The sequence below is a fragment of the Pseudomonas sp. SJZ080 genome (genome assembly GCF_007828295.1).
GTDB classification, from domain to species: Bacteria; Pseudomonadota; Gammaproteobacteria; order Pseudomonadales; family Pseudomonadaceae; genus Aquipseudomonas; species Aquipseudomonas migulae_A.
In genome coordinates this window covers 257,390-270,458 of sequence record NZ_VIUK01000004.1, presented here as the reverse complement: position 1 = coordinate 270,458, position 13,069 = coordinate 257,390, and the positions used below count along the sequence as shown (strand labels likewise).

The following is a 13,069-nucleotide window of genomic DNA, read 5'->3' as shown; positions in this document are numbered from 1 at the left end:
CCGCGAAATAATGACAGGCCCCTCTATATGAGAGTTAAAGCGTGAGTAATCCCAGGTTCGAAGACGATTTGCGCATCCTGCTGGTGGAAGATCATCCCTTTCAACTAAGGGCGACTCAGTACTTGCTTGAAAGTTACGGCTTCACCCAACTGACGACCGCCCACAGCGCCCAAGATGCCTTGCAGCAAATGCTCGCGGCGGTGCAACCATTTGACATTCTTTTATGCGATCAATGTCTACCCGATCTTCCTGGGCTGGACCTGGTCAAATTCGCCAGTCATCGAGGGTTGATCAGGCAGGCAATATTGTTAAGCAGCTTGACGTGTACAGAACTAGAAGGTCTTGAAAAAACCGCGAACGCACACGGACTGCCCCTACTTGGTTATTTGATAAAGCCATTGAAACAATTCGAATTCAGAAAACTATTGAGCTCAATCCATTTATAAAAATGGTTTGCGACACACTTCACCCAAGCGCTATTTGAAACTTACGAAATAAAACTTTGAAATATCGACCAACCACCAATAACTCTATCCGTCCTCATGCAAAACCTAGTTGATTCGTAGCCCCATTCCTTTTCGTTTGTAGGACTATTCCTATATTGCAGCTTCAGGTCCGTCAGTTCATGCGTCCCATCAACTATCTGAGCTAAGGTGCGCGCTTTATTTGAGCTCGTATGGGATCTGATTATGAACTCCGTTTTTATTGTCGACGATCACCCTGTCATCCGCCTTGCCGTCCGAATGTTACTGGAGCACGAAGGTTACAAAGTTGTCGGCGAATCCGACAATGGAGTCGATGCCATGCAGATGGTGCGTGAATGCATGCCTGACCTGGTTATTCTCGATATCAGCATTCCAAAACTGGATGGCCTTGAAGTTCTCGCACGCTTCAACGCAATGAGTACACCGCTGAAAACACTGGTATTGACTGCGCAGTGCCCGACACTGTTCGGTATTCGTTGCATGCAATCCGGCGCGTCAGGTTATGTCTGCAAACAGGAAGACCTGAGTGAACTGGTCAGCGCCATAAAAGCGGTATTGTCAGGTTACAACTACTTCCCCAGTCAAGCCTTGAATCCTGTCCGTGGCGACGACCTGCGTTGCGCCGAACTGGAACTGTTCAAGTCGGTCAACGACAGGGAATTGATGGTATTGCAACTTTTTGCGCAAGGCCGAACCAACAAGGAAATAGCCAAAGGCATGTTTCTAAGCAACAAGACGGTCAGCACCTATAAAAAACGACTTATGCAGAAACTCAAAGCCAAATCCCTGGTTGAACTCATCGAGATGGCAAAACGCAACGCATTAGTGTGAGACGCAGGATGCCCCGTCGTATAAAGGATTATCTGATTCTCGTAGCTGCAGGTTTATGCCTGAGCACTTCAGTGCCTGCTTCGCAGACTGCCAGCGAACACTTCACCCTGCTCAGTCGCTCGACTATCAGGCAGCTGGACGTCCAACTGGATCCATCGCAACGACAATGGATAACGAGTAAGCGCGAACTGATCCTGGGCACGTCGGCCCCGGACTATCCTCCTTTTGACATGACCGTCAGCGGCAAGGACTACGAAGGTTTCACCGCCGATTACGCAGGCATCCTCGGCAAGACCCTCGGTTTGCCGGTCAAGGTCCAGCGCTTTGCGTCCCGCGGGGCTGCCATCAAGGCACTGGAAAAAGGTGAGGTCGATCTGCTCGGCACCGCCAATGGCTTTGAGGCTCACAACGCCGATATCGTGCTTTCTACCCCTTACGCCGTGGACCAGCCGGTACTGGTGACGCGGGAGGGAGAAACCCGATCCCTGACCGATGGCCTTGCCGGCTTGCGGCTGAGCATGGTGTATCACTATTTGCCACTGGAAGAAGTCAGGGCCCTCTACCCCAAGGCGATCATTACGTCCTATCCGTCCTACCAGAATGCGATCAATGCGGTGGCCTTCGATCAGGCCGACGTCTTCCTGGGCGACACCATCTCGACCCATTACATGATCAACAAGGGTTACCTGAACAACATCCGCATGGCCAACTTCGGCAAACACGAAGCCCACGGTTTCAGCTTTGCCGTGCACAGGCACAACCCGCAATTGCTCGGGATCATCAATGCCATGCTCATGGCCATTCCCGCCAGCGAACGGCAGAACATCGCCGAGCGCTGGAGTGCCGGCAGTGACATTCTTCTCACCGACCAGAAGCTACAACTCAGCGCCCCCGAGGAACAGTGGCTGGCGCAACATCCAGTCGTGCGCGTGGTGGTCAATGAGGCCCTTGCGCCGCTGTCGTTTTTCGACAGCAATGGCAATTTTCGCGGTGTCACCGCGGACCTGCTTGAACTGATCAGGTTGCGGACCGGCCTGCGTTTCGACATCCATCGCAGTCGAAGCGATGACGAGATGATCGTACAAATCAAGGAAAACAAAGCCGACGTGATCGCCGCCCTGCTCCCCAGCACCGAACGCGATACAGCGCTGAACTTCACCCGCCCCTATCTGCAAAACTCCTTTGTCCTTCTGACTCGCAAGGCCGCCGACAGCCCGGCAAACCTTGAGCAGTTGGCGGGCAAACGCCTGACCATCGCCCAGGGCAGCCCCCTGGTGGATTACCTGCGCCGCGAGTTCCCGCGGATCAAGTTGATTGAAACACCGGACACGTTCAGCGCGGTAGAGTTGCTCGCCGAAGGCAAGGCAGAAGGTGCGGTGAATTCACTGGTCATAGCCAACTACTTCATTTCATCACGGCTTTTCGAGCACACACTTCAAATCCGGACCACCATAGGTACCCGGCAGGCCGCCTTTTCCCTGGCGACCGGACGCGATGCCAAAGTGCTCAACGCCATCCTCAACAAGGCACTCCTGAGCATCGCCCCGGAAGAACTGGGCATCATCAACAGCCGATGGCGTGGCTATTCGGCGTCCTCGCAAAGCACCTGGCGCAACTACCAGCGATTGTTCTATCAGATCGTGATCGGGGCTGGCGTGTTGCTGCTGCTTTCCGCGGCCTGGAATGCCTACATGCGTCGCCAGATCAAGCAGCGTCAGGCGGCCGAGCGCGCGCTGAACGATCAATTGATCGAGCGGCGCCAACTGTTCGAGGAGCTGCGCTGCGCGAAGGAGCGCGCCGACGAAGCCAACCGCGCCAAAAGCACGTTTCTGGCGACCATGAGCCATGAGATCCGCACGCCGATGAATGCCGTCATCGGTATGCTCGAACTGACGCTGAAACGCATCGAGAACAACCATCCAGACCGTCCGGCCATTGACGTGGCCTACAACTCGGCCAAGGACCTGCTGGAACTGATCGGCGATATTCTCGACATTGCCCGGATCGAATCCGGGCGTCTGAGCCTGAGCCCGGAGCGCGTGAATCCGAGCGAAATCGTGGGGTCGGTCGCGCGGATCTTCGAGGGCCTGGCTCGTCAGAAAAACCTTGAACTGCTGCTGGAATTCAACCCGGCCAATCCGACGATCGACGTCCTGCTGGACCCGATGCGTTTCAAACAGGTGTTGTCGAACCTGGTCAGCAACGCCATCAAATTCACGGAACACGGTCAGGTCAGGATCATCGTCGAGCTGCTTGCGACCACTGAACCCGAGCAAGTCCGGATGCTGTTGCAGGTTGAGGACAGCGGCATCGGGATCAGCGAACAGGATCAACGACGACTGTTCGAACCTTTCGCACAGGCCAATGGCACCGGGCAGTCGGGCAGAGGCGGCGCCGGCCTGGGTCTGGTGATCAGCCGTAGCCTGTGCGAAATGATGGGCGGCAGTCTGCAATTGGACAGCCAGCCGGGAGTCGGCACGCAGGTCCAGGTTTCGCTGCTTTTGCCCACTTTGCCACTCGAGCAGATGCCGCAAATCACCGAAACGTCAATCCACACCTCCACTGCCCCCATGAACATTCTGGTGGTCGACGATCATCCGGCCAATCGCTTGCTGATGTGCCAGCAGCTCGAGTTTCTGGGGCATCGATTCAGCGTTGCCGAGGATGGCGAGGCAGGCTTCGAAGCGTGGAAAACAGGGCTGTTCGATCTGGTGATCGTCGACTGCAACATGCCCGTCATGAATGGATACGAACTCGCTCGCGCTATACGCGACCATGAACAGCAATCCGAACGTCCACCCTGCACCGTTCTGGGCTTTACCGCCAACGCACAACCGGAAGAAAGACAGCGCTGCAAACAGGCCGGGATGGACGACTGCCTGTTCAAGCCGCTGACGCTGACCGCCTTGAGTCAATGGATTGCCGGCATCGTACCGACCGACCGCAGTCCCGCCTTCAGCCTGAAAGGGCTGCACTTGTTGACGGGGGGCAACCCGGCATTGGACTTGCGATTGTTGACCGAGCTCCTCAGCAGCAACCGTCTGGACCGCCAAGCGCTGCAGGTGTTATCCCGCTCAAACGACCCGCAGTCGTTTCTCGATATCGCCCACAAAATCAAGGGCGCCGCCAGGATTGTCCAGGCCTCACGTTTAATTGATAGCTGCGAGGCGCTCGAACAGGTCTGCCATCAGGTTTTTGATCATGACGAAGTGGCCAGATGCAGGATGGCCGTAGAACGCGCGATGCACGAGCTGGAGCAGGCATTGCAGCAACAAATTGGGCAAAACGACAAAAGCAGAATGATGGAGCCTTAACTATGCTTGGTCGCTGAGCAGTGTGTTAAACCTCATGGAGTGACCGCAATGCCCAGCCCACTGCGCCCGGATCAACGGCGGCTTCCCCTGCACGTGCACATCAGTGTGATGTTTACCCTGCTGTTGCTGCTGACCGGTGTGGTGCTGGGCATTTTCAACTATCGGCAAACCACGCAGATCATTCTTTCCAGCAGTGAAAAGCTCTTCGAGCGCATCGAGCAGGACGTCCGGCTGGACCTGCACGCCACCTATGAGCCCATCCATCATCTGTTGAGCCTGCTGGTATACAACCCGGCAGCGCAGGCTACGAACCTGGAAGAACGCCTGGCGTTGCTCGGCCCCTTCAGCCAGTCGCTCAAGGACAACCCTGACCTGGCCTCGCTGTACCTGGGCTACGACAACGGTGATTTCTTCATGGTTCGGCCCTTGCGAACCGACGCCTTGAAAACCCTGCTCAAAGCACCGGGTACCGCTGCTTATCAGGTGTGGAGCATCGAGAGGAACAGCAGCAGCGTCCAGTTGCACTCCCAATCATTGTTTTTCGATCACGACCTGAACCCGATCAGCCGCCAGGACAATCCAGACGACACCTACGATCCACGAACACGCGCCTGGTTTTCCAATGCCCGCAGCGAAAGCGATCAGATCACCACCGAACCCTACCTCTTTTTCTCCACTCACAACGTCGGCACCACCCTGGCCCGCCGCAGCGGTGCACACGCCATCCTGGGCGCCGACCTGACGCTGGCGGAACTGTCCGCGACCCTGGCCAAACATGTCGTCACCCCCAGTACCGAAATCGTGCTGTTCGATGCCGAAGGCTATACCATCGCTTACCCCGACAGCAGCAAGCTGATCGTCGACGACCAGACTCCCCGGCTGAGCAAGGCCGCCGACCTGAGTCCCGGCCTCGGCGCATTGCTGAACAATCCCCCCCGGGCAACCGGCTGAAGGCCGCCGGCCGCCAATGGATCGTTGCCCGCAGCCACATGCGGGAAGGTGGCCCACAGGGTCTGCAACTGGCGCTGCTGGTACCGGAAGACGAATTGCTCGCCGATGCCTATCGCATACGCTGGCAAGGCGCGTTGATCACGTTGGCCACGTTGCTGTTGTGCCTGCCGCTGGGCTGGCTGACCTCGAGAATTCTGGTCAAGCCCCTGCGAGCGCTGGTGCAGGAAGCCGATGCCATTCGCAGTTTCAATTTCAGATTCCCCGTCTCCCGTCGCTCGCTGGTGCTCGAAGTCGACCAACTGAGTGTGTCGATGGGCCGCATGAAAGATACCCTGGCGAGTTTTTTCCAGATCACCGGCAGCCTGAGCGCCGAGACGCGGTTCGCGCCCTTGCTGGAACGGGTATTGTTCGAAACCGTGAAAATCGGCCAGGCCCAGGCCGGCCTGATCTACCTGCGGGAAAATGACGGTGATCGCATGCAGCCTCACGGTCTGGTCATCGACGGCATCTCACAGGCCTTGCCAGCGTTCGATGTTCGCGGCCACGAACCCGGCGACCCACAAAGCCCGGCATGGCTGCGGCAGCTGTCGAAGGCCGATAATGTGGTCATCAATCTCGGTTTCGAACAAGCGGGGGATTTGCAGAAAGTGTTGCTGGCGATGGAGTGTCCGCGGGTGCATCTGATCGGTATCCGCCTGCACAATCGTCATAACGAAACCGTGGGCTTGCTGATCCTGTTGCTGGAGGACAGCGGGGATCAAAGCGATCTCGAGAAACTTCGTCCGGACCGCATTGCGTTCCTTCAGGCCGTGTCCGGTGCGGCCGCCGTGAGTATCGAAAGTCAACGCCTTCAAGCCAAACAGAAACAGTTGCTGGATGCCTTCATTCAACTGCTGGCCGGTGCGATTGATGCCAAAAGCCCCTACACCGGCGGTCACTGCCAGCGCGTGCCGGCGCTGACCTTGATGCTCGCCCAGGCTGCCGCGGTCAGTCAGGACCCCGCTTTCAGCGGTTATCAACCCACCGAAGACGAGTGGGAGGCGCTGCACATCGCTGCGTGGCTGCACGATTGCGGCAAGGTCACGACGCCGGAATACGTTGTCGATAAAGCCACCAAGCTGGAAACCCTGAACGACCGCATTCACGAAATCCGCACCCGCTTCGAAGTGCTCAAGCGCGATGCCTGGATCAGTTACTGGCAGGCCATTGCCCTGGGCGGCGACGAGCAGCACCTGGCGGAACTGCGCAATGCCACGCTGGCGGGGCTCGACGATGATTTTGCGTTTGTTGCCCGTTGCAATCTGGGCGGCGAGGCGATGGCCGATGCCGATCTGCAACGCCTGCGCAGCCTGGCTCAACGTACCTGGACCCGAACCCTGGATGACCGATTGGGCGTTTCCTGGGAAGAGAACCGGCGCCAGGCGCGAACACCGGCACCGACGCTGCCGGTCAGCGAGCCATTGCTGGCGGACAAACCCGAGCACCTGTTCGAACGCGCCGAGGGCGAACTGATTCCCGAAGACAATCCCTGGGGTTTCAAACTCGACGTGCCGCGCTACAAGTACAACCGGGGCGAACTCTACAACCTGAGCATTGCCCGGGGCACCCTGACCCGCGAGGAGCGTTACATCATCAATCACCACATGGTGCAGACGATCATGATGCTCAGCCACCTGCCCTTCCCCGGCCACCTCAACAACGTCGCGGAAATCGCCGGCGGCCACCACGAAAAAATGGACGGCACCGGTTACCCCAAACAGTTGAAGCGCGAAGAAATGAGCCTGCCGGCGCGAATGATGGCGATTGCCGATATTTTCGAAGCGCTGACCGCCGCTGATCGCCCTTACAAGAAAGCCAAATCCTTGAGCGAAGCGCTGGGCATCATGGCCACGATGTGCCGTGACGCCCACATTGACCCCGAATTGTTCGGGCTGTTCATCAACGCCGAGATCTACCGGCAGTACGCCGATCGATTCCTTGATCCACAGCAGATCGACGCGGTGGATCCGTCAGGCCTGCTGGCCAAGGCAGGCCTCAGGGCATGATCAGCAATCGGTCAGGCGCAGGAAAATGGCCGCCAGCTTTTCAATGCCGGCTTGATCGTCAGCGGTAAACCGAGCGAGCTTCGGGCTGTCGAGGTCCAGCACGCCGATCAGGCGACCGTCCTTGACCAATGGCACGACGAGCTCGCTGTTCGACGCGCTGTCGCAGGCAATATGTCCGGGGAAAGCGTGCACGTCTTCGACCAACTGCGTCTGCAACGTCGCCGCCGCCGTGCCGCAGACGCCGCGACCGAAGGGAATTCGCACGCAGGCGATTTGCCCCTGGAACGGGCCGAGCACCAGTTCTTCGTTGCGATTGAGGTAGAAACCAGCCCAGTTCAGGTCATCGAGCTGGTTGTACAGAAACGCAGAAAACTGCGCGGCATTGGCGATGAAGTCCCGCTCGTCCGCCAGCAAGGATTCCAGCTGTGCGTGCAGCATGCCGTAGCCTTCGAGGCCCCGGCCGCTTTGTTGTAAATCGATCATGCCTTGTGCTCCAACAGCTTCAGCCCGACCCAATAGCGGGCAAATTGATAGGCGCAACGTCCGTTGCGGTTGCCCCGGCCGGTGGCCCAGCGCACCGCGAGGATGTCCAGTTCTTCGTCACGCTGCCACTTGAGGCCGGCCTTGTCGGCCAGTTGACCGATCCAGTGCTCGACCACATTGAGGAAGTGTTCCTGGGTAAACGGATAGAACGACAACCACAGGCCAAAACGGTCCGACAGCGCGATCTTGTCTTCCACGGCCTCGCTGGGATGCAGTTCGCCGTCGACCCGTTTCCAGTTTTCGTTATCGCTTTCCTTTTCCGGCACCAGATGGCGACGGTTGGACGTGGCGTACAGCAAAACGTTGTCCGGTGCCTGTTCGAGAGAACCATCAAGAACGCTCTTGAGCACGCGATAATCACCTTCACCCGATTCGAACGACAGGTCATCGCAGAACAGCACGAAGCGCTGGGGCAATTTTGCAATCTGTTCGACCACCCGCGGCAAGTCCGCCAGGTGATCGCGCTCGATTTCGATCAACCGCAGACCCGCCTGGGCGTGTTCGGCCAGCAAAGCGCGCACCAGCGACGATTTACCGGTGCCACGCGAGCCCCAGAGCAGTGCGTGGTTGGCCGGCATGCCGTCGATGAACTGTTGGGTATTGCGCCCCAGTTGCTCCAGTTGCCGATCGACACCGATCAGGTCGGACAAACGCATGTCGAGGCTGACTTGCAGCGGCAACAGAAAACCGCTGCGTCCCTCGCGCTGCCAGCGTGCAGCCAGGCAATGCGTCCAGTCGATGGCTTGCCGAGGTGCAGGCAGCAATGGTTCGATACGGGCCAGAACGGCATCGGCGCGTTCAAGAAAAGCATTCAATCGGGAATCCACGTCTTCTCCTCGGGCACGTTCACAGTAATGATGGCGCTGCAGCGACGAAACACGGTGTTCGGTACCCGGGGCATCCCTTGTTCCACAAGGGCTCGCGAGAACATCGGTATCCATGCATGATCGACTATGCTTGAGCAGCGAAGGGAAACGGAAGTGGTTCGACACCCCATGGATATCAAGTTCACCAACCGGCTGTCCTACAAGCAAGCCCGGCTTACCGTGCTGGTCGGTTTCATTCTGGGCACGCTGCTAAGCCTGCTGCAAATAGGCATCGATTATGCCAGTGAAGACGCCTCCATCAACCGGGAAATACTGTCTTTACTGGAAATCAGCCATAACCCCGCCTCACGCATTGCCTACAACATCGACGCCGAACTCGCCCAGGAACTGACCCTGGGCCTGCTGCGCTCACCGGCGATCATCGGTGCGCAACTGACCGACAACAACGGCACCGTGCTGGCCAGCGTCAAGCGGCCCGGCGTACAGAGCGGCTACCGGGTGATCAGCGACTTCCTGTTTGGTGCCGACCGCGTATTCGAAGACCGTCTGTATCTGGATCACTTGCCGAGCGAATCCCTCGGCACGCTGCGCCTGGACGTCGACACCTATTCATTCGGCAACCGGTTCCTGCGCCGGGCCGAAATCACCCTGCTCAACGGGTTCGCCCGCAGCCTGCTCCTGACCGGCATCCTGCTGGCGTTGTTCTACGTGATGCTGACCAAGCCGCTGGTGCGAGTCATCCGCGAACTCAGCAGCCGCGATCCGCGCAGCGTTGAACCCACCTGGCTGGAGTACCCGGCGGGCCATGAGAACGATGAAATCGGTGTGCTCGTCAAAGTTGCCAACCAGCAGTTCGAAAACATCGCCACTGAGATCCAGCAGCGGCGCAACGCCGAAAACCGCCTGACCGACTACCTCGGGCAACTGGAAAACATCGTGTCGGCGCGCACTGCAGAGCTCAAGGCAATCAACAGCCGGCTCAGCCAGTCCAATCAGGAACTGGAAGTCGCGCGCAGCACGGCCCTGGACATGGCGGAAGCGCGCTCGGCATTTCTCGCCAACATGAGCCACGAGATCCGCACGCCTCTCAACGGCTTGCTGGGGATGATCGCCCTTTCCCTGGACGGCCCGCTGAATGCCGAGCAACAGCAACAACTGTCCATCGCCCATGACTCGGGCAAAGTGCTGGTGGAATTGCTCAACGATATTCTCGACCTGTCGAAATTCGATGCTGGCCAGCTCGAACTCGAACACATTCCGTTCGACCTCGGCTCACTGATCGAGGACACCGCCAACCTGCTGTCGCAGAACGCGGCGCCAAGCGTCGAGCTGACGTGCCTGATCGATCCGGCATTTCCGGCATTGGTGCTCGGCGACCCGACCCGCGTGCGGCAGATCGTCAGCAACCTCTTGTCCAACGCACTCAAGTTCACCCGATTCGGTCGGGTCGATGTGCGCCTGTCGACGTTCGAAGAGGGCGTCAGAATCGAAGTCTGCGACACCGGCATCGGTATCGCCCAGGAAGCTCAGGTCAAGATCTTCCAGCCTTTTACCCAGGCCGGCGCTGGCATTACCCGACAGTTCGGCGGCACCGGGCTGGGGCTGGCGCTGACCTACAACCTCTGCGAAGCCATGCAGGGGCGCCTCACCATCAGCTCGGAAGCGGGTTTCGGCAGCCAGTTCTGCGCCGATCTGCCACTGCCCTGCCACACCCGCGCCCTGTCACCGGCGATGTTGCGCGGCAAGGTCATCGCGATTACCGCCGCCAGCAGCGGCCTGTCTGAACTGTTAAAAAGCCTGTTGCCGGGATGGGGCCTCGATTACCAGCAGCGTTCGATCGATGACTCGATGATCGGCCTGAAACCCGACATGGTGATCACCGATTGCCCGGAATGCCTGTTTGGCCTGCGCCCCAACTGTTCCGCGCCAATTTTGCTGGTGACCGCCTACGGCAGTTTCATGCCCAGCGAACAGGCCAGCGCCCTGGCACCTCTGCAACAACAGGCACGCCCGCTGGCGCGTAATGCGCTGTACCAGACACTGCGGCGAATCCTGCAGCCGGAAATCAACATCCTCAACGATGCACGCCTGGAAGCCCTCTCACCTCAGCGACGCGGTCGGGTGCTGCTGGTGGAGGACAACCCGGTGAATCAGTTGGTGGCCAAGGGCATGCTCGGAAAACTCGGCTGCGAGGTGATTGTCGCGGCGCACGGCGGTGAAGCGCTGGATCAGCTGGAACACAGTGAGTTCGATCTGGTGCTGATGGATTGCAACATGCCGGTGATGGACGGCTATGAAGCCAGTCGGCAAATCCGTCGCAGCGGGCGCTGGCCGCAGCTACCCATCGTCGCCCTGACCGCCAACGCCATGTCCGAAGAGCGCGAACGCTGCCGTGCGGCGGGCATGAGCGATTACCTCGCCAAACCATTCCGGCGGGAAGAACTGGCCGCGCTGCTGGATTTATGGATGCCGACTACGATAGCGACCTGATCTGTCCCAACAGGTGATCGAGGCCATCGCGCAATTCATTGAGCCGGTCCAGATCGACGCCGCTGTCACACAGCAGACGGGCCTTGAGTGGCCCGACCTGATCACGCAACGCCTTGCCGGTTGGCGACAGGCTCAGGTGCACCTCACGCTCATCCCGTGCCGAACGTTGGCGCTGAACCAGTTGCAACTGCTCAAGTCGCTTGAGCAGCGGCGTCAACGTGCCGGAGTCCAGCGCCAAACGCTCACCCAGAGCCTTGACCGTAGGCTGATCCGGCGCTGCCTCCTGCCATTCCCACAACACCAGCATCGCCAGGTATTGCGGATAGGTCAGGCCGAGCTGATCAAGCATTGGCTTGTAGGCACGGATCACCGCCCGCGAGGCGGCGTACAGCTTGAAGCAGAGCTGGCTGTCGAGCTTCAGGGAATCGACGGACAAGGTGTTCATTTGAGCAGGGCTTCAATCTCGCGGCTCAGGTCCTGCGGCTTGGTCGCCGGAGCGAAACGCTTGACCAACTGGCCGTCCTTGCCGATCAGGAACTTGGTGAAGTTCCACTTGATGCCCTGGGAACCCAGCACACCCGGCGCACGTTTTTTCAACTGCACGAACAGCGGATGGGCGCCGGTGCCGTTAACGTCGATCTTTTTGAACAATGGAAAGCTGACACCGTAGTTCAGCTCGCAGAACTCGGAAATCGCCCCTTCGTTACCCGGTTCCTGCTTGCCGAACTGGTTGCAGGGAAAACCGAGGACCACCAGGCCCTGGTCCTTGTAGGTCTGCCACAGTTCCTCAAGGCCTTTGTATTGCGGAGTAAAGCCGCATTTGCTCGCGGTGTTGACCACCAGCACGGCTTTGCCGGCGAAATCAGCCAGGGTCTTTTGCTCGCCCTTGATGGTAGTGCACGGGATGCTCAGCAGGTTGTCGCTCATGATGTGCGCTCTATGTGAAGGAACATGAGGCAAACATAGCGAGCAATTGAATTGTGTGCAATTTAATTAAATCACCTGACGCGCAACCTGAACCTGCAGGAGCCGGCTTGCTGGCGATCGGCGCGCCGCGATGGGCTCCATCCACCGCTATCGCCAGCAAGCCGGCTCCTACAGAGGATCGAGCTAATCTGATTCGCGCGGGACCAGGTCCAGGCACACCGAGTTGATGCAATACCGCAGGCCTGTCGGTGGCGGACCGTCCGGGAACACGTGCCCCAGGTGCGCATCGCACTTGGCGCAGACCACTTCAGTGCGGATCATGCCGTGGCTGATGTCACGGATCTCGACCATGGCGCTGTCGCCGATCGGTGCATAGAAGCTCGGCCAGCCGCAGCCGGAATCAAATTTGGTCCTGGAGTCGAAAAGCGGCTTGTTGCAGCAAATGCAGTGGTAAACGCCGTCGACCTTGCTGTCATTGTATTTGCCGGAGAACGGGCGCTCGGTGCCCTTGAGGCGGCAAACGTTGTACTGCTCCGGATCGAGCATCGCCCGCCATTCTTCCAGGGTTTTCTCCAACTTTTCCATCATCACACCTCGGCAGCTGAAAAAGCCCGATCTGTACCTTTTCCACGGATCGGGCGGCACGTATGATTGCG

At 58.6% G+C, this 13,069-nt stretch carries 9 protein-coding genes and 1 pseudogene; 5 read left to right on the top strand and 5 right to left on the bottom strand.

The features are described 5' to 3' along the window. The first annotated feature begins 41 nt into the window (after positions 1-41). The 4 genes and pseudogenes from FBY04_RS08395 (at position 42) to FBY04_RS08380 (ending at position 7,626) form a co-directional block, all read left to right on the top strand. Positions 42-446 carry a response regulator gene (locus FBY04_RS08395; RefSeq protein WP_084321122.1) on the top strand — a complete coding sequence of 135 codons (405 nt, stop codon included), beginning with the start codon at positions 42-44 and terminating at the stop codon, positions 444-446. Positions 447-689: 243 nt separating this feature from the next. Then, entirely contained in the window at positions 690-1,316 is a 627-nt protein-coding gene (locus FBY04_RS08390) for a response regulator transcription factor (RefSeq protein WP_084321121.1), read from the top strand. A gap of 8 nt (positions 1,317-1,324) precedes the next feature. After that, a complete protein-coding gene (locus tag FBY04_RS08385; protein ID WP_145314953.1) occupies positions 1,325-4,630 on the top strand; it encodes a transporter substrate-binding domain-containing protein in 3,306 nt (1,101 codons plus the stop codon). Between the two features lie 48 nt (positions 4,631-4,678). Then, positions 4,679-7,626 (top strand): annotated as a pseudogene (locus tag FBY04_RS08380) (HD domain-containing phosphohydrolase). Here the strand turns inward: FBY04_RS08380 and FBY04_RS08375 are convergent. Both FBY04_RS08375 and FBY04_RS08370 read right to left on the bottom strand, forming a co-directional pair. Continuing rightward, positions 7,627-8,109 (bottom strand): GAF domain-containing protein, encoded by a 483-nt coding sequence (locus FBY04_RS08375; RefSeq protein ID WP_084321118.1) that lies wholly within the window; start codon positions 8,107-8,109, stop codon positions 7,627-7,629. Continuing rightward, positions 8,106-8,996 (bottom strand): ATP-binding protein, encoded by an 891-nt coding sequence (locus tag FBY04_RS08370; protein ID WP_084321117.1) that lies wholly within the window; start codon positions 8,994-8,996, stop codon positions 8,106-8,108. Before FBY04_RS08370 ends, FBY04_RS08375 begins: the two co-directional genes overlap by 4 nt. A 168-nt stretch (positions 8,997-9,164) precedes the next feature. Between FBY04_RS08370 and FBY04_RS08365 the strand changes: the two genes are divergently transcribed. Then, the gene (locus FBY04_RS08365; protein WP_145314952.1) at positions 9,165-11,486 is read left to right on the top strand and encodes a response regulator; all 2,322 of its coding nucleotides are present in this window, start codon (positions 9,165-9,167) and stop codon (positions 11,484-11,486) included. Here FBY04_RS08365 and FBY04_RS08360 read toward each other — a convergent pair. The 3 genes from FBY04_RS08360 to msrB form a co-directional block, all read right to left on the bottom strand. Next, on the bottom strand, positions 11,470-11,931 hold the full coding sequence (locus FBY04_RS08360) for a MarR family winged helix-turn-helix transcriptional regulator (protein ID WP_084321115.1): 462 nt from the start codon (positions 11,929-11,931) through the stop codon (positions 11,470-11,472). The genes FBY04_RS08365 and FBY04_RS08360 overlap by 17 nt on opposite strands. Next, entirely contained in the window at positions 11,928-12,413 is a 486-nt protein-coding gene (locus FBY04_RS08355; protein WP_145314951.1) for a glutathione peroxidase, read from the bottom strand. The genes FBY04_RS08360 and FBY04_RS08355 overlap by 4 nt, the downstream gene beginning before the upstream one ends. Positions 12,414-12,596: 183 nt before the next feature. Next, entirely contained in the window at positions 12,597-12,998 is a 402-nt protein-coding gene (gene msrB, locus FBY04_RS08350; RefSeq protein WP_084321113.1) for a peptide-methionine (R)-S-oxide reductase MsrB, read from the bottom strand. Between the last annotated feature and the right edge of the window lie 71 nt (positions 12,999-13,069).

Excerpts from the sequence above, each read along its gene's own strand:
- FBY04_RS08390 (WP_084321121.1), top strand. The coding sequence starts at position 690 with ATGAACTCCGTTTTTATTGTCGACGATCACCCTGTCATCCGCCTTGCC.
- FBY04_RS08385 (WP_145314953.1), top strand. The coding sequence starts at position 1,325 with ATGCCCCGTCGTATAAAGGATTATCTGATTCTCGTAGCTGCAGGTTTA.
- FBY04_RS08375 (WP_084321118.1), bottom strand. The coding sequence starts at position 8,109 with ATGATCGATTTACAACAAAGCGGCCGGGGCCTCGAAGGCTACGGCATG.
- FBY04_RS08365 (WP_145314952.1), top strand. The coding sequence starts at position 9,165 with ATGGATATCAAGTTCACCAACCGGCTGTCCTACAAGCAAGCCCGGCTT.
- FBY04_RS08360 (WP_084321115.1), bottom strand. The coding sequence starts at position 11,931 with ATGAACACCTTGTCCGTCGATTCCCTGAAGCTCGACAGCCAGCTCTGC.
- FBY04_RS08355 (WP_145314951.1), bottom strand. The coding sequence starts at position 12,413 with ATGAGCGACAACCTGCTGAGCATCCCGTGCACTACCATCAAGGGCGAG.
- msrB (WP_084321113.1), bottom strand. The coding sequence starts at position 12,998 with ATGGAAAAGTTGGAGAAAACCCTGGAAGAATGGCGGGCGATGCTCGAT.